We start from the raw sequence: 17,226 nt of genomic DNA on the forward strand, positions 1-17,226 counted from the left end.
AGATGAATCTTTCGGCCTGCCTGAAAAATCGGCAAAGCCGTGGCAGACAAAGCCCTTTCCACGGATCGCGGCTTGCGGCTAAGCTGGACGCAAGCTTTGGGAGAGATCGCAGAAATGTCCAAATTCAATCAACCGCTTGGCGGCAATGAGATGGCGCGCTTTGGCGGCCCAGCCACGATGATGCGTCTGCCGACGCAAGACACCGCAGCCGGGCTGGATGTGGCTTTCATCGGAATTCCGATGGATATCGGCACCTCGAACCGTTCGGGTACAAGGCATGGGCCACGCCAAATTCGCGACGAATCCCGTATGCTGCGGCCGTTCAACATGGCGACGGGGGCTGCGCCGTTTGACCATCTGCAAGTCGCCGACATTGGCGATGTGCCGATCAACACCTTTGATCTGAAAAAAACGGTCGATATCATCACCGACTATTACAACGACGTGCTGGCGCATGGTGCCTTGCCGTTGACTCTGGGCGGCGATCACACGCTGACGTGGCCGATTTTGCGGGCGATTAAAGCCAAACATGGCCCGGTGGCGCTGATTCATGTCGACGCTCATGCCGATGTGAATGACACGATGTTTGGTGAGAAAGTCGCGCATGGTTGCCCGTTCCGGCGAGCTTGGGAAGACGGCTGTTTGCAGAATGATAAAGTTTTTCAAATCGGTTTGCGCGGCACCGGGTATAGCCTTGAAGACTTCGACTGGGGCCGCAAAAACGGCTGGACCGTGGTGCAGGCCGAGGAGTGTTGGTACAAGTCTTTGAAGCCACTGATGGCGGAAATTCGCGCGAAAATCGGCGACGCGCCGGTGTATCTGAGCTATGATATTGATAGCCTTGATCCCGCCTTCGCGCCGGGCACTGGCACGGTGGAGCCGGGCGGGCTTACCATCTGGCAAGGCCTTGAAATCGTGCGCGGATGTGCGGGTCTGAACATTGTCGGCGGCGATCTGGTAGAGGTTTCGCCGCCCTATGATCCGTCGGGCAATACCGCGCTGATCGGGGCGAATTTGCTTTATGAAATGCTCTGCGTTTTGCCGGGCGTGCCGCAGGGAAAGCACATTGGCTAAAGCCCTTCGACCATGGTGATCATCACGCGCGCGGCACCGTCTCGCTCGGCTTTAGCGGCGCTATATTCGGGCGAGGCGTAGCAGGCGCGGGCGGTTGCCAGATCGGGAAATTCGATCACGACATGGCGTTCAAATCCGGCGCCTTCGGGGTTGTCAGACGCCCCGCCACGGGCCAAAAATTTTGCGCCAAATTTCGCAAAAGCCAGCGGGGCGAGGGCTTGGTAGCCCTTGTACCGCGCGGTGTCGGTGACGGTGACATGGGCGATCCAATAGGCGGGCATTACTTGGCCTCTTTCAGCAGGCGGTGGGCGATTTTGGCGGCTTCATCGAGATGATCGCAGACGGCTTGCGCGGCGCTATCGGGGTCATTGGCGCAGATCGCCGCACAAATCCGCGCCATCCGCACCGGGCCAGAAACGCGGCGGTCGGTGGTTGCCAAAGTCATCGCGCGCAGGCGGCTGATCCGGCCGTTCAGCCGCTGCACGACCTCCCACGCGATCTGATGCCCTGCGGCGGTGAAGATGATCTCGTAAAACCGGGTTGTGGCGGCAATCAGAGCGGGGTTTTCGTTGGCGGCAGAGGCGGCCTCGATGGCATGGGTGGCCGCTTGTAGCTTGGCTTTCACTGTGGCGTCAGCGGCTTGAGCGCAGGCAGCGGCAGCGTTTTGTTCCAAAAGTAGCCTGATTTCATAGATTTGCTCGGCCTGTGTCCAATCCATCCGGGCCACCATTGGGCCTTTGTTCGGCATGATTTCGACCAGACCTTCGGCCTCAAGATAGCGGATCGCCTCGCGCACCACTGACCTGCTGACGCCGAGTTGGTCGCAAAGCGTGCGTTCGACCAACCGTTCGCCAGAGGCAAAGCGGCCTGACAGGATCGCGCTGCGCATCCGCTCCAGCACAATCTCGCGCAAGGTCTGCGGCGGGTGGGTGATTTTCAGGTCATCAAGCGGGTTCATAACCAGACTGTAGCGAAAGCACAGTATCACCGCAACTGGTTCTTGACATGTGGTCACATGGTATACCAACATACCATTAGAGAAACCCAGCGATTCTGAGGCCCCAATGCCAGCCGTTATCCGCAAGACCCTGCTCCATGTTGAAACCACGCTGATCGAGGGCGGCAAAGCGGCCCCGGTGCCGTTGAAGCTGATCGCGGCGGCGGCGGTGGTGAAAAACCCTTGGGCCGGGATGGGCTTTGTTGAGAACCTCAAGCCCGCGATCCATGATGTTGCCCCCGATCTGGGCGCGCTGCTGACCGCGATGATCCTAGAGGCTGCGGGTTCGGGTGAGGCGATTGAGGCCTACGGCAAGGCCGCGATTGTCGGCCTGGATGGCGAGGTTGAACACGCCTCGGCGCTGATCCACACTTTGCGGTTTGGCAATCATTATCGCACGGCGGTCGGGGCGAAATCATATCTGGCGTTTACCAATATCCGGGGTGGCGCGAATACCCCGGTGATGATCCCGCTGATGGATAAAAACGACGAAGGCCGCCGCTCGCATTACCTGACGATCCATTTCGCCATGCCGGATGCCCCGGCGGCGGATGAGATTGTGGTGGCACTGGGGGCTTCCATTGGCGGTCGGCCGCACCATCGGATTGGTGATCGTTATCAAGACCTTAAGGATCTGGGCCATGACGCTGCAAACCCTGCGGCTGTCTGACGGACAGCAAATCAGCTATCTGGAGTTGGGCCAGGGCGAGCCGTTGGTTCTGCTGCACGGCGTCGGCATGTGTGCCGAGGCTTGGGGGCCGCAGATCGCGCATTTCGCCAAAACCAACCGGGTGATAGCGCTCGATATGCCGGGGCATGGGTTGTCAGATTTGCTACCGGGGCAACCGGATCTGAAGGATTATGTGGCTTGGGCGGCGAAAACCCTGCGACAGTTGGGCTGTAGTTTTGTCAATGTCGCGGGCCATTCGATGGGGGCGCTGATTGCGGCGGGGTTGGCAGTGGATCATCCTGATCTGGTGCTGCGGCTGGCGGTTTTGAACGGGGTTTATCGCCGCACACCCGAGGCGCGGGCGGCGGTGCAGGCGCGGGCTGCCGCTTTGGCCAACGGCGCGAATGACATTGACGTGCCGCTGACGCGCTGGTTTGGCGACACCGCGGCGGATCAAGCGTTGCGCGCACAGGTGGCGGGTTGGCTGCGTATGGTTAAATTGCAAGGCTATGCGGCGGCTTACCGCGCCTTTGCCAATGGCGATATGGACTATGCGGAGGCTTGGCCGAAAATCCATAGCCCCGCCTTGGTCTTGACTGCTTCGGGGGATGCGAACTCTACCCCTGCGATGGCAAAAGCGATGGCGATGGCGGCGCCGATGGGGCAGGCTGTGGTGATTGAGGGCCACCGCCATATGGTCAATCTGACGGCCCCGGCACAGGTTAATGCGGCGCTTGCGGCTTGGCTTGCGGTGCCGCTGCTGGCCGCTAAAAAGGGGATACGCGCATGACATTGGAAAACCGCCGCCTGCTGCGCGATGCGTTTGGCACCTTTATGACCGGCGTGACCGTTGTGACCACGCTGGATGAGGCGGGCGCGCCGATTGGCTTTACCGCCAATTCGTTTTCCTCGGTGTCGCTGGACCCAGCCCTTTTGCTGGTGTCCATCGCTAAAACTTCCAGCAATTATGCAAGGTTCATGGCGGCAAAAGGATTTGCCATCAACATCTTGTCGGAGAGCCAGAAGGATGTGTCGAATACCTTTGCCAAGCCGGTCGAGGATCGTTTTGCCAGCGTGCAATGGCAACTTGGCCCGCATGGCGCGCCCATTCTACACGGGGTTTCGGCTTGGTTCGATTGCCGTCTGCATCAGGTGGTCGATGCAGGAGATCATGCCATTCTGATCGGTAGGGTTGAGGCGTTTGAGGCATCGGGGCAGGCCGGTTTGGGCTATTATCGCGGCTCGTATTTCACCCCGGCACAAGCGGGCGCGGCTTTGGCGAGTGGGCCTGCGGTGGTCGTTTCGGCTTTGATTGAGCAAGACGGCCATGTGCTGTTGCAAGACGATGGCCGCGGCGGGCTAAGCCTTCCGACGGCGCGCGTTGGGGCGAACGGGGCGACGGCGACCTTGCAGGCGCTAATCGAGGCTGCGGGCGTGCAAGCGGTGCCGGGCTTTATCTATTCGGTCTATGAAGATGTCGCGGCGGGCCAGCAGCATATTGCGTTTCTCTGCCCCAGCACGGGCGGCACCCCCAGCATGGGTGGCTTTGTTGAACTTACCCCCAACGGCTTTGATGACGTGACCGATCCCGCCATGCGGATCATGCTAGAGCGGCTGGCCGATGAGGCGCGTGTCGGCGATTACGGCATCTATTTTGGCAATCAGAACTCTGGCCGGGTTGCCCCGGTTGCGGCAAAAGGCGAAGGAAAAAAGCCATGAAATTCTCACTGTTCGTGCATATGGAGCGGGTCAGTGCCGATGAGCCGCAGCAGCGGTTGTATGAGGAAATGCTGGAACTCTGTCGGATCGCTGACGAAAATGGCATGCACGCGATCTGGACGGGCGAGCATCACGGTATGGATTTCACCATCGCCCCGAACCCGTTTCTGAACCTTGTTGACCTCGCGCGGCGCACCAAGAATGTGCGGCTTGGCACTGGCAATGTGGTGGCACCGTTCTGGCACCCGATCCGCTTGGCGGGCGAGGCTGCGATGGCCGATATCATCATGGATGGCCGACTTGATCTGGGCATCGCGCGGGGAGCCTACACCTTTGAATATGACCGGATGAGCCCCGGATTGGACGCTTGGACCGCTGGCCAGAAAATGCGCGAGCTGATTCCGGCGATCAAGGGCTTGTGGGCCGGGGATTATGAGCACAACGGCGAGCATTGGCAGTTTCCGAAAACCACTTCGGCCCCGAAACCCGTGCAGCAGCCGTTTCCGCCGATCTGGGTGGCGGCGCGCGATCCGAACAGCCACGATTTCGCGGTGGCCAATGGTTGCAACGTGCAGGTGACGCCGCTGCATCTGGGCGATGAAGAAGTGGTCAGTCTGATGGAGCGCTTTAACACCGCCTGTGCCGCCCACCCGGAGGTGCCGCGCCCAAAGATCATGGTGCTGCGTCATACCTATGTGGCGGATAGCGAGGCGGATGCCGATCTTGGTGCGGAAGAATTGAACTTGTTTTACAACTACTTCGGAGCTTGGTTCCTGAACAAGCGCCCGATCTCGCAGGGTCTGATTGAAACACTGACACCCGAAGAAGTGGCGGCGCATCCGTTCTATTCAGCGGCTGCGATGCGCAAGAACAACATCGTCGGCCAACCCGCCGAGGTGATCGCGCGGATCAAAAGCTATCAGGATTTGGGCTATGATGAGTTTAGCCTGTGGATCGACTCTGGCATGAGTTTTGCGCGCAAAAAGGCGTCACTGACGCGCTTTGTGCAGGATGTTATGCCAGCTTTCGCCTGACCAAATTTCGCCCAAGGGGATATGATGCAGCGATTCCAACAGTATATCGGTGGGGTTTTTGAGGATGGCGCTGCCAGCTTTGAAAGCCTTGATCCGGCGACGGGTCAGCCCTGGGCGGTGATGCCAGAGGCTTCCGCTGCCGATGTGGGCCGCGCTGTCGATGCCGCGTGGGATGCGTTTTGCAGCACTGCTTGGGCGGGTTTGACCGCCTCGGCGCGGGGGAAATTGCTGTATAAGCTGGCGGATCTGGTACAGGCAGCGGCCCCACGTTTGGCCGCTTTGGAAACCCGAGACACCGGCAAGATCATCCGCGAAACCTCTGCCCAGATCGCCTATGTCGCGGAATATTATCGCTATTATGCGGGTCTGTCTGACAAGATCGAGGGTGCGCATCTCCCCATAGACAAGCCGGATATGGAAGTCTGGCTTAGGCGCGAACCTATTGGCGTGGTGGCGGCGATCGTGCCATGGAACAGTCAGTTGTTTCTGTCGGCAGTCAAGCTTGGCCCTGCTTTGGCTGCGGGCTGCACAGTGGTGTTGAAGGCGTCCGAGGACGGTCCCGCGCCGATGCTGGAATTTGCAAAATTGGTGCATGAAGCGGGTTTCCCGCCCGGAGTGGTCAATATCCTCACAGGTGGCCCAGCGGCGGGTGCAGCCCTTACCACCCACCCGAAGGTCGCCCATATCGCCTTCACTGGTGGGCCGGAAACCGCGCGGCATGTGGTGCGTGGTTCGGCGGAGAACCTTGCCTCGATCTCGTTGGAGCTGGGCGGCAAATCGCCGTTCATCGTGTTTGAAGATGCCGATCTGGACTCGGCGGTGAATGCGCAAATCTCGGGTATTTTCGCGGCGACCGGGCAGAGCTGTGTGGCAGGATCACGCCTGATCATTCAGGCTTCGGTGAAAGACGCGTTCCTCGCCAAGCTGAAGGCCAAGGCGGAAGCCATTCGGATTGCTGCCCCCGATCAGATGACCACCGAGGTCGGCCCGCTTTGTACCCAGCGGCAACGCGTGCGGATTGCCGACCTGGTGGCGCAAAGCCTAGGGCAGGGGGCCAAATTGGTAACGGGCGGCGTGGTGCCGGAAGGCCCCGGTTTCTACTATCCGCCGACAATCCTTGATTGCTCTGGCCTGCCAGATGTGGCGGGGTTGCGGCAAGAATTTTTTGGCCCGGTGCTATCGGTGATCAGTTTTGAGACCGAAGCCGAGGCTTTGGCGCTGGCCAATGACACGGTTTATGGATTGGCTTCGGGCGTATTCACTCGCAGCCTGACGCGTGCGCATCGGATGATCCGAGGCATTCGCTCGGGGGTGGTTTGGGTGAACACCTATCGCGCGGTGTCGCCGATTGCCCCTTTTGGCGGCCACGGCATGTCTGGACATGGTCGGGAGGGTGGCTTGGCGGCGGCGTTGGATTACACCACGGTCAAAACGGTGTGGCTGCGCACCTCGGATGATCCGATTCCTGACCCATTCGTGATGCGCTAACGCGGGATCGCCACCGCAGGCCGCCCCGCCACATGCTCGGCGGCAGCGTGCGAAGCCGCAGCACAAGCCTTCTTGAACCTCGTGTCGCCCACCAGACAAGCCGCCAGCGCGCCAATAAACGCATCGCCTGCGCCGTGCGAGCTGACCACTTCGATCTTCTCGGCGGGGATCGAGAAATGCTCATCCTCAGCGCTCCACGCGGCCAGTCCCAGCGAGCCTGCGGTGACGATCACGCTTTCAAACCGATCCGCAAGTATTTTGGCGGCTCCCGCGGCGGCTTTCAGGCTGGTGATGGGTGCCGTGCCCATCATCATCTCGGCTTCCACCGCGTTGACCACCAACACGTCGACCAAACGAGCGAACGCTAGCGACATTGGTCGGCTCGGAGCGGCGTTCAACAGGGTGCGGATGCCACGCGCGCGCGCGGCTTTCGCGGCGGCTAGATTGATTGCTTCGGGCACTTCATTTTGCAGAACCAGCAGGCGGACATCCTGCCAAACCTCGGGATTTTGCAGGGTTTCGGGGAGGATATGCAGGTTTGCGCCCGACACAATCGTCGCCGCATAATCGCCGCTGGCGTCCATGATCGCCACGCTCATGCCCGATGCCACCCCGTCGCAGGTGGCGACAAAGCGGTGATCGACGACCGAACTCTGCAACCGTGCCCGCAGGAACGCGCCGAAATCATCCGCCCCCACCGCCCCCAGCATCCGCGCAATCGCGCCATGCGCCTGCGCCGAGACCGCCTGATTGCCACCCTTGCCGCCGAACTTCGGATACCAGCGCGATCCCACCGCTGTCTCATCTTTGCGCGGCAAATGATCGGCCTCGACCATGATGTCATAATGCAGGCTGCCGACCACAAGGACGGTATTTCCGGTCTGGCGGATGGGCTTGGTCATCTTGGCCTCATTGTCTGCGTTTCGACTGCACGGCGCGCATGGTGCGATCCAGATTTTGATCGGCGGCGGCGCGGTCGCGCTGTGCAGTCGCCACAAACAGCGCATCCAGCAGGTTCAACTGCGCGATCCGCGCCGTGGCGTTTTCGCCGAGCAGCGGCGAGTTCTGCGCGGTCGAGCACAAAACCACATCGACCAACCCGGCGAGGGGGCTTTCGGCATAGTTCGTCACGGCGATGATCCGCGCGCCATTGCGCCGCGCCAGTTCCACCGCGTCCAGCACCGACGCCGTGGTGCCGGAATGCGAAAACGCCACCACCACGTCATCGGGGCCCAGCAGAGCCGCCGACATCATCATCATATGGGCGTCATCGAACACGCTTGCCCGGATGCCGATGCGCAGAAACTTATGCGCTACATCGCGGGCGATCTGTGCCGAGCCGCCAAGGCCGTAGAAATCGCGTTGCGTGGCACGGTGCAGGTAATCCACCGCCCGCTCAAACGCCGCCAGATCAAGGATGGCAAAGGTTTCCTCTAGCGCCTGCATCGCGGTGCGAAACACCTTCTGCACGATTTCGCTAGAACCGTCTTGCTCCGAAATTTCAGAATGCAGGGCGGCGGTGTCAGATTTGTAGTAGTCGACAAGACCCTGACGAAACTCGCGAAATCCGGCAAAGCCCAGTTTTTTGGCGACCTTCACCACCATCGCATCTGAGACAGCCGATTTCTCAGACACCTCCCGCAAGGGTGTTGATGCGTCAATATCCTTGCGCGCCAGAATATCGCTGGCGACTTTGCCTTCCAGCGGCGTCAGGCTGGGCAGCTTCATGCGGATCTGTGCGGCCACGGCTTTTGGATCGCCCATATTTCCCTCGGATTTCCACCACGCGTTCCATCCGCTTATCGTGCACAGGACTGTATTCAGGACAACACGATTCAGCACAAGTCCACGTATTTTTGTAAAGTTAATCAGATCACTGTCTTACCCGCCAGCGCAAGCCGGGCGATTTCTTGCGCTGCAATCGGGTCTTGGCGGCTTTGCGCATCGGCGAGGCGGTTGTCACCCGCCATCACATCCACCGCTGCCAGCATCCGCCGCACGGTGCGGATATTGGCGGCACATTCCGCCACCGGATCAAGGCCAGAGGCATCTGGGAAAGTGTCAAAATAAATCGCGCCATCAAAGCCGCCGCGTTTGACCTCGCGCAGCAGTTCCAGCGTCGCTTGTTCGTGTACTGCGGCCACCATCAGGCCATCATCGCGCTTGGCGTAGCCGTCGTTCAGGTGCAAGCCAAGCAGGCGGCTGTGGCGCTGGATCAAAGCTGCGGCAAAGGCGGGCTGTTCATCGGCGTAAAGCGCATGGGCGAAGTCGATGGTGACGCCAAGGTTTTTAGCGCCCACCTCTTTGATCGCCAACAGCGTGGTCGCAGCATCAGGAAGAACGCTGTAAGCCCTTGGTTCATTGGGCTTATACTCGATAGAGATCGGGCAATCCGCATCATGTGCTGCGACTTCAGCAATGCCTGCAATCTCATCTTGCCACAGTGCGGCGTAGTCGCATTGGAAGGTATAATCAAAGCCATCCTGCCCCAACCACAAAGTCATCATCGGTGCCCCGATGGCGCGGGCGGTATCAATGCCGCGCTTGGTCAGATCAATTGCCTCGCGCCGCACCGCGCGGTCGGGATTGGTAAACGCGCCGCGTTTGAAGGCTGGGTTGGTGTAATAGCGCATCGCCAGACCGCTGACTGAAAGCCCGCAATCCGCCACCACTTTGGCGATTTCCGAAGGCTTTGCACCGACGTGATCGGGGTAGTTGAGATCCAACTCGGTCAGCCCGTCAACCGTCGCCGCGCGTTGGATGATTTGTGCCAGCGAGGGCTTTTCTGTCAGCGCAGGCCAGTAATCCGAAGCCCCTGAGGCAAACGAATTGATCCGGGTTGCGAAACGGCTTCCGAGCATGTGATTCTCCTCTTACTTCACAAATACTATATTTTTTATAAAGCATGAAGTGAATTTATCCCTTGCACACGCACGGATCGCCTCGGATTTGCGGTGTTCGGCTTGCCGCGTGCACCACGCCTCACGCCAGCGGCGGAAATTTCACCCGGACCAGCAGACCACGCCGCTCAGCCCCGCGCTGCAACTGAATTTCGGCGTCAAACAGCGCGGCGATTTCGGCGGTGATCGCCAGACCCAAGCCAAAGCCGGTTTCCTGATCAGCCGACAGCGCGCGAGCAGGGGCATTGGTGCCGCGTTTGCGCAAGACCGCGCGCTCGGTCTGCTCGGGCGTCAGGCCGGGGCCGTTGTCTTCAACTTCAAGCACCACGGCATCACCCAGCCTCTGCACCCGCACCGTCACCACCGCGCCGACCCCAGCATAGGCGATGGCATTGGTCAGCAGGTTCTTCAACAATTCGGCCAGCAGCACCGGCTCGGCCAGCGCCGTGGCTTCCGTCGCGCCCTCATAGCCTAGGTCGATGCGATGGCTTAGCGCCAGCGGCACCATTTCGGCGGTCAGATCCTTGGCGACCGCGACGATATTGACCCGTTGCAGAGCTGCGGCCCCCGTTGCGGCATCGACCCGCGCCAACACCAATAGCTGCGCCAGAACCCGCTCGGCCCGTTCCAGCGCAGTTTTCGCCTTATCCGTCGCCGCAGTGGTTTGCGCAGGCGTTGCACTGCGGTCAATCAGCGCCAGTTGCGTGCGAACCACGGCGAGCGGCGTGCGCAACTGGTGGCTGGCATTGCCGGTAAAATGCCGCAGAGCCTCCAGCACTGTATCCAGACGTTTCATGAAAGAGTTGATCGCCAGCACCAGCGCCTCGACCTCTTGCGGCGTATCGGCGGTCACTGGGCGCAGATCGTCGGGCGAGCGTTCGGCGATGGTGGCACCAAGCCGGTCCAGCGGGCGCAGCGCCAAAGTCACCGCGATCCAGACGATGCAGGCGACGCCAAGGATCAACACCGCCAGCCGCAACGCCGAGCGTAGCAGAATCGCGCGGGCCAGTTCCGCCCGCGCCCGGGTTGATTCTGCAACCGTTACACTGAAAGCAATCGAGCGCGCCCCGGTGGACACTTCGCGCATCAGAGTGGCGCTGCGGATACCTACCGTGCCGTGCATACCATCCGCAAAGGCCACCCCGCCCGTAGGTGCCGGGTTGACCGCCAGATCGTCATAGCCGGTCAGAAAGTGGCCGATCGGGCCATCCACCCGGTAAAACACCTTGTCCTGTGCGGTTGAGGTCAGCATTTCCAGCGAGGAATACGGCAGATCAACCTCTAACTCCCCAGTTTCATCCACCGTCACCCGTTCCGCAATCGCCAAGGCCGAGCCGACCAGCACCCGGTCTGACACGCTTTGCGCGGTGCGCAGCGCCTCGCGCCAAGTGTCCAGCAGGGCGATCAGCCCCAGCAGAGCCGTCGCCAGAAACAGCCACAGCAGCAGACGACGGCGCAAAGAATAGGGTTTCATCGGCTGTCCGGGGTTTTTTCCAACAGATAGCCAATGCCGCGCACCGCCCGCAGCCCTAGGCCAAAGGGCGCAATGCGGCGGCGCAGACGTGAGATATATTGCTCGATGGCATTGTCCGACAGCATATCGTCGAGTGAGGTTAGCGATTGCACGATGGCCTCTTTCGTCACCACTTTTCCGGCGCGGGTCAGCAGCAGTTCCAGCAAAGCCCGTTCGCGCGGGGGTAGGTCAAGCGGTTGATCTGCCGCTGAAAACTGTCGTGTGGTTAGGTCCAAGGTGACAGCCCCCAAAGTGACGGTGGCTGAACGCAGGCCCGCCTGACGCCGCAACAGCGAGCGCACGCGGGCCTCAAACTCGCGCACATCGAAAGGTTTGGCCATGTAGTCATCCGCGCCCAGATCAAGGCCCCGCACCCGGTCTTCGGCGGCACCCCGCGCGGTCAGGATCATCACCGCCGCCGGATTGGACCGCGCCCGCATCGCGCGCAGCAGCGACAGCCCGTCCATCTGCGGCAGGTTGAGATCAAGGATCACCAGATCAAACTGTTCCACCGCCGCCAGCGCCTCCGCAGACGCGCCATCATGCACGCAATCCACCGCATAGCCGGACGAGGTCAACAACGTCACCAAGGACTCCGCCAACGGCAGATCATCTTCAACCACCAGTAAACGCATATCCGGCCTCCCCCACGCATCAGGCTAGGCGGAAAGCGCCCAGTTGTGAACGCAAGTTGCATCAGGCAGAGTGAAATGATGCGAAGAATGTTCGGTTTGGCCCTGTTTTGCGCTGCGATGGCTGGCCCGATCTGGGGCGAGGTGGTGAACTATCCATCCCAAGACGGCATAGCCACGGCAGAATTGGTGATTTATTCGACGCTGGACAACCGCTTGGCCGCGCCGCTGATTGCGGCGTTTCAGGCTGGGCATCCGGGAGTGTCGGTGCGCTACGAAGACCTGCTGGCGGGGGAAATTTCGGCGCGGGTGGTGGCGGAGACAGAGGCCGGCCAGCCCACAGCGGATTTCGTGTTCTCCTCGGCGATGGATATGCAGATCAAGCTGGCCAATGACGGCTATGCGCAGGCGGTCGAAGTGCCCGCCGCGCGCAACTGGCCGGAATGGGCGAATTGGCAGGACACGGCTTTTGCGATGACGTTTGAGCCGGGGGTGCTGGTCTACCACAAGCCCAGCTTCCCGAATGGCCCGCCGCAATCGCGGCTGGAGTTGATGGATTGGCTGCGCCACGCCCCGCCCGCGATGCACGGCAAGATCGGCACCTATGATATTGAGCGCTCTGCGGTGGGTTATCTGTTTCTCGCCCGCGATACCGAGCATTTCCCCGATATCTGGTCTTTGCTGCGCGAGATGGCGCAGGCCGGGTTGCAAACCTATCCGACCAGTCAGGATATCATCGACCGGGTGGCGGACGGCCGATTGGTGTTGGGGTATAACATCTTAGGCTCGTATGCCGCCGATCAGGCCCGCAATGCGCCCGATCTGGGGTTGGTGCTGCTGCGGGATTTCACCGTGGTGGTGTCGCGCGTCGCCCTCGTGCCACGGGCTGCCGCTTCGCCTGAAATGGGCGCGGAGTTTCTGGATTTTCTGATGAGCAAGCAGGGCCAGACCCTGCTGTCGGAAAAGCTGCGGATGCCTGCGGTAAGCCTAGAGGTGTCGGGGGCCAACAGTGGCCGCGCGATGCAGGCGGCTTTGGGCGATCAACTGCGGCCGGTTTCGGTCAGCCCCGGCGTGCTGGTCTATCTCGATCAAGCCAAGCGGCAGCGGTTGTTCCGGCTATGGCGCGCGGCTTTGGCCCTAAAGTAGACGCGCAGGGCCACTGTCAGCCAGTTGACAGGATTATGTGCTGAAATTCTAAGCAGGGACGGCACGAGGAGGTGCCGCCCAGAAGAAATGGCACAAAATCCGTGCCTTGGGAGGAGAATCAGAATGAAACACACGCTTTTGAGCGCGTTCTTTGTCGCGGCCTTGGCGGCTCCGGCGTTTGCGACCGATTATATGATTATGGCACCTGCCGCACCGGGGGGGGGCTGGGACAGCACCGCGCGTTCGATGCAAGAGGTGATGCAAGCCGAAGGCATCTCGCCTTCGGTTCAGGTGCAAAACGTCCCGGGCGCGGGTGGCACCGTGGGTCTGGCGCAATTCGCCTCGACTGCTGCGGGCGATCCCAGCCAGTTGATCGTTGGCGGTTATGTGATGGTCGGCGCGATCCTGACCAATGAATCGCCAGTGACTTTGGCAGATGTCACCCCCATTGCCCGTCTGACCGGCGAAGCCGAGGGTATTGCTGTTTCCGCCTCGTCGCCGATCCAGACCATTGGCGAGTTGGTCGAGATGATGAAGGCTGATCCCGGCTCGGTGTCTTGGGCAGGCGGCTCGGCAGGCGGGGTGGACCATATCACCGTCGGCCTGCTAGCCAAAGCCGCAGGCATTGATCCGACCAAGATCAACTATGTCGCCTTCTCGGGCGGTGGGGAGGCACTGGCCGCGATCCTTGGCAATCAGGTCACCGTTGGTATTTCCGGCGTGGGCGAGTTCCTGCCGCAAGTCGAAGCTGGCACCATGCGGATGTTGGCCGTCTCGACCGCTGAGAAATGGCAGGGCACCGATGCGCCGACGCTGATGGAATCGGGCTATGATGTGAACGTGCAAAACTGGCGCATGGTTGCGGCGGCTCCGGGCCTGTCGGCGGAACAAAAAGCAGCGGTTGCGGCGGATATCGACAAGATGGTGAATTCGGCAGGCTGGAAAACCCTGTTGGAGACCAAAGGCTGGGCCAACACCTACCTTGCCGGTGCTGATTTTGACGCGCAACTCGCCAAAGAAGTCGACTCCACCACGGCTGTCCTGAAGGACATCGGTCTGGTGAAATGAGCGAATTTTACACAGCAACCAAGCGTCGCCCCAATGGGGCGGCGTTCGTCGTCGCAGGCGCGCTAGCGGCCTTAGGGGCCCTGCTGATCTGGCAAGGCTTCGCCATCCCCGACAAGGGCGGCTATGCGGGTATCGGCTCGGGCGCGTTGCCGAAATTCGTCGGCTACGGCCTGCTGGTGTTGGCAGCACTGCATGTGGTTTCTGGCCTGCGCGATGCCGCCCCCGCCATGGCGCGCCCGCATTGGACCCCGGTGCTGTGGATCCTTGTCGGGCTTGCGCTGCAACTGATCTTGCTGAAGCCGCTGGGGTTTGCCATCGGCTCGGCTCTGCTGTTTGCCTGCACGGCTGCGGGTTTTGGCAAGACCAAACTGGTGCTGACCGTCCCCATCGGCCTTGCGCTGTCGTTGCTGATCTATGGCGTGTTTGACCAGCTGCTGCGGCTGAAACTGCCAGCGGGCGTGCTGGAACACCTGATTTTCGGGGGCTGAGATGACGACATTCGACTTTCTGCTACACGGTCTTTCTGTGGCGATGGACCCGATGATCCTGTTTTACGCGCTGATTGGGGTCACGCTTGGCACCGCCGTGGGCGTTTTGCCCGGCATTGGTCCGGCGCTGACCGTGGCGCTGCTGCTGCCCGTCACTTATGGCCTTGATCCCGCGGGATCATTGATCATGTTCGCCGGGATTTACTATGGCGGGATGTATGGCGGCTCCACCACCTCGATCCTGCTGAACACGCCGGGAGAAAGTGCCTCGATTGTCACAGCGCTTGAGGGCAACAAGATGGCGCGGGCAGGGCGGGGTGGTCCGGCTTTGGCCACCGCTGCGATTGGCTCGTTTGTGGCGGGATTGCTCGCCACCCTCGCGCTGGCCTTCCTTGCGCCCTACGTGGTGAAACTGGCGCTGGTGTTCGGCCCGCGCGAGTATTTTGCGCTGATGATGCTGGCGTTTGTCACCGTCTCAGCGGCGTTTGGCGACAGCGCGATGAAGGGGCTGACCTCGCTGTTCGTCGGCCTTGCTTTGGCACTGGTGGGCATTGACCAGTTGACCGGGCAGGCGCGGCTGTCGTTCGGGGTGCCCGAACTGTTGGACGGGGTAGAGGTGACCACGCTTGCGGTTGCATTGTTCGCCATCGGCGAGGCGCTGTTTGTCGCCTCGCAGGGCAACACTGGCGTCGACAAGATTGAGGCGGTGAAAGGCTCGGTCTGGATGACACGCTCGGATTGGGCGCGTTCGTGGAAGCCGTGGCTGCGCGGCACTCTGATCGGTTTTCCGATCGGCGCGATGCCCGCAGGTGGCGCCGAAATTGGCACGCTGCTGTCTTACGCCACCGAGCGGCGGCTGTCGAAGAACCCCGAGGAGTTCGGCCACGGCGCGATTGAGGGCGTAGCTGGCCCCGAAGCCGCCAACAACGCCTCGGCCGCAGGCACTCTGGTGCCGTTGCTGACGCTGGGCCTGCCGACGTCCGCCACCGCTGCGATCATGTTGGCGGGGTTTCAGCAATTCGGGCTGCAACCGGGGCCGCTGTTGTTTGCCACCTCGCCCGATTTGGTATGGGGTCTGATCGCCAGCCTGCTGATTGCCAATGTCATGCTCTTGGTGCTGAACCTGCCGCTGGTCGGCTTGTGGGTGAAATTGCTCACCATCCCGCGCCACTGGCTTTACGCCGGGATCTTGCTGTTCGCCACGCTGGGCACCATCGGCATGAACCCCTCACCGGTCGAGCTTGGCATGTTGCTGATCTTCGGCATCATGGGCTTTATGATGCGGCTTTACGGCTATCCGATTGCCCCGGTGGTGGTCGGTTTGATCCTTGGCCCGATGGCCGAGCAACAGCTGCGCCGCGCGCTGGCGATCTCACAAGGCGATTGGACAACGCTGGTGGCAACCCCGGTGTCTGCAGGTATCCTGCTGGTCGCAACCTTAGCGCTGGTGGTGCCGCTGATCATGCGGATGCGCGGTCAAGGCGCTGTGCTGTCCCAGATCGCCAGCGACGAGGATTAAACCAAGGGGGCTGCGTTCGCGCGGCCCCGTTGGTGTGTGATCGGCACTGATGCATGACGCATGCTCTCGGTCGGGGCCAGAGATCGGGGCCAGAGATTTCGGGCAAGAGCGGTTTGTGCCATCAGCACAAGCCCATCCAAACCCGCAACCATTCAAGGATTTAAGTGGTGCCGGAGACGGAATTGAACCGCCGAAACGCGGATTGCCGATACCTGTGTCGTTAAGGCTGAGACGTTGAGGAAATGCAACCTGCCAAGCTGAAAACTCTCTGCAGTGTCAATTACCCGTATAAGTTCAATGAGCTAAGGGCGTTATGTCGGTTGCGTCAACTGGGTCAATTTTCGCAATGTTGCAATTTTGAGGATAGGGTCCAGTGCATGTTTGTGTCCCTGCTATGTTGCGATGGCAGGTTGCAAGGAAAAGAGATGACTGAGTTTGAGCTTACAGTGAATAGCCCCGAGTTTCCTAGACACCTTGCAGCTTCAGTTTTTGCTGCTGCTCGAATGCGATCGGCGACAGCATTCCGTTCCTAACGTGTTTGCGCTGCGGGTTGTAGAAGAACTCGATGTAGTCGAACACATCCTGGCGGGCTTCTTTGCGGGTTTTATACTTTCTTCGGCGGATGCGTTCGCGTTTGAGCAGGTTGAAGAAGCTTTCGGCGACGGCGTTGTCCCAGCAGTTGCCACGTCGGCTCATGCTTTGCGTCAGATTGTGCTGTTCGAGGAACTCCTGCCACTCATAGCTGGTGAACTGTGAGCCTTGGTCGGAATGCACTTGGACTTTGGTCTTCGGTTTGCGGCGCCAGACGGCCATCAGAAGGGCTTGCAACGGCAGATCCGTATAGGTCCGACCCTGCATGGACCACCCAACAACACGCCTAGAAAATAGATCGATGACAACTGCGAGATAAACGAAGCCCTCGTGGGTGCGGATGTAGGTGATATCTGTGACCCAGAACTGGTCCGGAGCGTCGACATC

Annotated in this window: 18 protein-coding genes; 10 read left to right on the top strand and 8 right to left on the bottom strand. The window is 60.6% G+C overall.

Translation table 11 applies throughout. The features are described from left to right. Positions 1-114: 114 nt before the first annotated feature. The gene (gene speB, locus AKV04_RS14720) at positions 115-1,074 is read left to right on the top strand and encodes an agmatinase (RefSeq protein ID WP_054007201.1); all 960 of its coding nucleotides are present in this window, start codon (positions 115-117) and stop codon (positions 1,072-1,074) included. Here the strand turns inward: speB and AKV04_RS14725 are convergent. Both AKV04_RS14725 and AKV04_RS14730 read right to left on the bottom strand, forming a co-directional pair. Continuing rightward, positions 1,071-1,355, bottom strand: a complete 285-nt coding sequence (locus AKV04_RS14725; protein ID WP_054007151.1) for a DUF1330 domain-containing protein — start codon at positions 1,353-1,355, stop codon at positions 1,071-1,073. The two genes, speB and AKV04_RS14725, sit on opposite strands and share 4 nt — an antisense overlap. Beyond that, positions 1,355-2,032 (bottom strand): GntR family transcriptional regulator, encoded by a 678-nt coding sequence (locus tag AKV04_RS14730; protein WP_054007152.1) that lies wholly within the window; start codon positions 2,030-2,032, stop codon positions 1,355-1,357. Before AKV04_RS14730 ends, AKV04_RS14725 begins: the two co-directional genes overlap by 1 nt. A 106-nt stretch (positions 2,033-2,138) precedes the next feature. Here AKV04_RS14730 and AKV04_RS14735 point away from each other — a divergent pair, with 106 nt between their 5' ends. Genes AKV04_RS14735 through AKV04_RS14755 form a run of 5 tightly spaced genes read left to right on the top strand, consistent with a single transcriptional unit; the run spans position 2,139 to position 6,982 of the window. Then, a complete protein-coding gene (locus AKV04_RS14735) occupies positions 2,139-2,741 on the top strand; it encodes an amino acid synthesis family protein (RefSeq protein ID WP_054007153.1) in 603 nt (200 codons plus the stop codon). Beyond that, on the top strand, positions 2,713-3,531 hold the full coding sequence (locus tag AKV04_RS14740; protein WP_054007154.1) for an alpha/beta fold hydrolase: 819 nt from the start codon (positions 2,713-2,715) through the stop codon (positions 3,529-3,531). The genes AKV04_RS14735 and AKV04_RS14740 overlap by 29 nt, the downstream gene beginning before the upstream one ends. Continuing rightward, positions 3,528-4,460: a flavin reductase family protein gene (locus tag AKV04_RS14745; RefSeq protein WP_054007155.1), complete on the top strand. Its 933-nt coding sequence runs from the start codon at positions 3,528-3,530 to the stop codon at positions 4,458-4,460. The genes AKV04_RS14740 and AKV04_RS14745 overlap by 4 nt, the downstream gene beginning before the upstream one ends. Next, positions 4,457-5,494, top strand: coding sequence for an LLM class flavin-dependent oxidoreductase (locus AKV04_RS14750; protein WP_054007156.1), 1,038 nt, complete (start codon positions 4,457-4,459; stop codon positions 5,492-5,494). The genes AKV04_RS14745 and AKV04_RS14750 overlap by 4 nt, the downstream gene beginning before the upstream one ends. 24 nt (positions 5,495-5,518) lie before the next feature. After that, complete coding sequence (locus tag AKV04_RS14755; RefSeq protein WP_054007202.1) at positions 5,519-6,982, top strand: aldehyde dehydrogenase; 1,464 nt, start codon at positions 5,519-5,521, stop codon at positions 6,980-6,982. On the opposite strand, the gene AKV04_RS14760 is transcribed toward AKV04_RS14755, so the two are convergent. From AKV04_RS14760 to AKV04_RS14780, 5 genes are all read right to left on the bottom strand, one after another. Next, on the bottom strand, positions 6,979-7,884 hold the full coding sequence (locus tag AKV04_RS14760; RefSeq protein WP_054007157.1) for a PfkB family carbohydrate kinase: 906 nt from the start codon (positions 7,882-7,884) through the stop codon (positions 6,979-6,981). The two genes, AKV04_RS14755 and AKV04_RS14760, sit on opposite strands and share 4 nt — an antisense overlap. 7 nt (positions 7,885-7,891) lie before the next feature. Continuing rightward, the gene (locus tag AKV04_RS14765; protein ID WP_054007158.1) at positions 7,892-8,746 is read right to left on the bottom strand and encodes a MurR/RpiR family transcriptional regulator; all 855 of its coding nucleotides are present in this window, start codon (positions 8,744-8,746) and stop codon (positions 7,892-7,894) included. A 104-nt stretch (positions 8,747-8,850) separates the two neighbouring features. Then, complete coding sequence (locus AKV04_RS14770; RefSeq protein WP_054007159.1) at positions 8,851-9,843, bottom strand: sugar phosphate isomerase/epimerase family protein; 993 nt, start codon at positions 9,841-9,843, stop codon at positions 8,851-8,853. Between the two features lie 121 nt (positions 9,844-9,964). Next, the gene (locus AKV04_RS14775; protein ID WP_054007160.1) at positions 9,965-11,356 is read right to left on the bottom strand and encodes a sensor histidine kinase; all 1,392 of its coding nucleotides are present in this window, start codon (positions 11,354-11,356) and stop codon (positions 9,965-9,967) included. Then, positions 11,353-12,030, bottom strand: coding sequence for a response regulator (locus tag AKV04_RS14780; protein WP_054007161.1), 678 nt, complete (start codon positions 12,028-12,030; stop codon positions 11,353-11,355). Before AKV04_RS14780 ends, AKV04_RS14775 begins: the two co-directional genes overlap by 4 nt. Before the next feature lie 87 nt (positions 12,031-12,117). Between AKV04_RS14780 and AKV04_RS14785 the strand changes: the two genes are divergently transcribed. From AKV04_RS14785 to AKV04_RS14800, 4 genes are all read left to right on the top strand, one after another. After that, complete coding sequence (locus AKV04_RS14785) at positions 12,118-13,173, top strand: ABC transporter substrate-binding protein (protein WP_235815648.1); 1,056 nt, start codon at positions 12,118-12,120, stop codon at positions 13,171-13,173. A gap of 123 nt (positions 13,174-13,296) precedes the next feature. Further along, positions 13,297-14,241, top strand: a complete 945-nt coding sequence (locus tag AKV04_RS14790; protein ID WP_054007162.1) for a Bug family tripartite tricarboxylate transporter substrate binding protein — start codon at positions 13,297-13,299, stop codon at positions 14,239-14,241. Further along, positions 14,238-14,729, top strand: a complete 492-nt coding sequence (locus tag AKV04_RS14795) for a tripartite tricarboxylate transporter TctB family protein (RefSeq protein WP_054007163.1) — start codon at positions 14,238-14,240, stop codon at positions 14,727-14,729. The genes AKV04_RS14790 and AKV04_RS14795 overlap by 4 nt, the downstream gene beginning before the upstream one ends. 1 nt (position 14,730) lies before the next feature. Further along, positions 14,731-16,248 (top strand): tripartite tricarboxylate transporter permease, encoded by a 1,518-nt coding sequence (locus tag AKV04_RS14800; protein ID WP_054007164.1) that lies wholly within the window; start codon positions 14,731-14,733, stop codon positions 16,246-16,248. Positions 16,249-16,713: 465 nt separating this feature from the next. Here AKV04_RS14800 and AKV04_RS14805 read toward each other — a convergent pair. Beyond that, the coding region (locus tag AKV04_RS14805) for an IS3 family transposase (RefSeq protein ID WP_054007165.1) at positions 16,714-17,226 on the bottom strand (513 nt) is incomplete at its 5' end.

The sequence above is a fragment of the Cypionkella psychrotolerans genome, from assembly GCF_001294535.1.
GTDB lineage: Bacteria > Pseudomonadota > Alphaproteobacteria > Rhodobacterales > Rhodobacteraceae > Cypionkella > Cypionkella psychrotolerans.

Coding starts and splice junctions, on each gene's coding strand:
- speB (WP_054007201.1), top strand. CDS start 115: ATGTCCAAATTCAATCAACCGCTTGGCGGCAATGAGATGGCGCGCTTT.
- AKV04_RS14725 (WP_054007151.1), bottom strand. CDS start 1,355: ATGCCCGCCTATTGGATCGCCCATGTCACCGTCACCGACACCGCGCGG.
- AKV04_RS14730 (WP_054007152.1), bottom strand. CDS start 2,032: ATGAACCCGCTTGATGACCTGAAAATCACCCACCCGCCGCAGACCTTG.
- AKV04_RS14735 (WP_054007153.1), top strand. CDS start 2,139: ATGCCAGCCGTTATCCGCAAGACCCTGCTCCATGTTGAAACCACGCTG.
- AKV04_RS14740 (WP_054007154.1), top strand. CDS start 2,713: ATGACGCTGCAAACCCTGCGGCTGTCTGACGGACAGCAAATCAGCTAT.
- AKV04_RS14745 (WP_054007155.1), top strand. CDS start 3,528: ATGACATTGGAAAACCGCCGCCTGCTGCGCGATGCGTTTGGCACCTTT.
- AKV04_RS14750 (WP_054007156.1), top strand. CDS start 4,457: ATGAAATTCTCACTGTTCGTGCATATGGAGCGGGTCAGTGCCGATGAG.
- AKV04_RS14755 (WP_054007202.1), top strand. CDS start 5,519: ATGCAGCGATTCCAACAGTATATCGGTGGGGTTTTTGAGGATGGCGCT.
- AKV04_RS14760 (WP_054007157.1), bottom strand. CDS start 7,884: ATGACCAAGCCCATCCGCCAGACCGGAAATACCGTCCTTGTGGTCGGC.
- AKV04_RS14765 (WP_054007158.1), bottom strand. CDS start 8,746: ATGGGCGATCCAAAAGCCGTGGCCGCACAGATCCGCATGAAGCTGCCC.
- AKV04_RS14770 (WP_054007159.1), bottom strand. CDS start 9,843: ATGCTCGGAAGCCGTTTCGCAACCCGGATCAATTCGTTTGCCTCAGGG.
- AKV04_RS14775 (WP_054007160.1), bottom strand. CDS start 11,356: ATGAAACCCTATTCTTTGCGCCGTCGTCTGCTGCTGTGGCTGTTTCTG.
- AKV04_RS14780 (WP_054007161.1), bottom strand. CDS start 12,030: ATGCGTTTACTGGTGGTTGAAGATGATCTGCCGTTGGCGGAGTCCTTG.
- AKV04_RS14785 (WP_235815648.1), top strand. CDS start 12,118: ATGTTCGGTTTGGCCCTGTTTTGCGCTGCGATGGCTGGCCCGATCTGG.
- AKV04_RS14790 (WP_054007162.1), top strand. CDS start 13,297: ATGAAACACACGCTTTTGAGCGCGTTCTTTGTCGCGGCCTTGGCGGCT.
- AKV04_RS14795 (WP_054007163.1), top strand. CDS start 14,238: ATGAGCGAATTTTACACAGCAACCAAGCGTCGCCCCAATGGGGCGGCG.
- AKV04_RS14800 (WP_054007164.1), top strand. CDS start 14,731: ATGACGACATTCGACTTTCTGCTACACGGTCTTTCTGTGGCGATGGAC.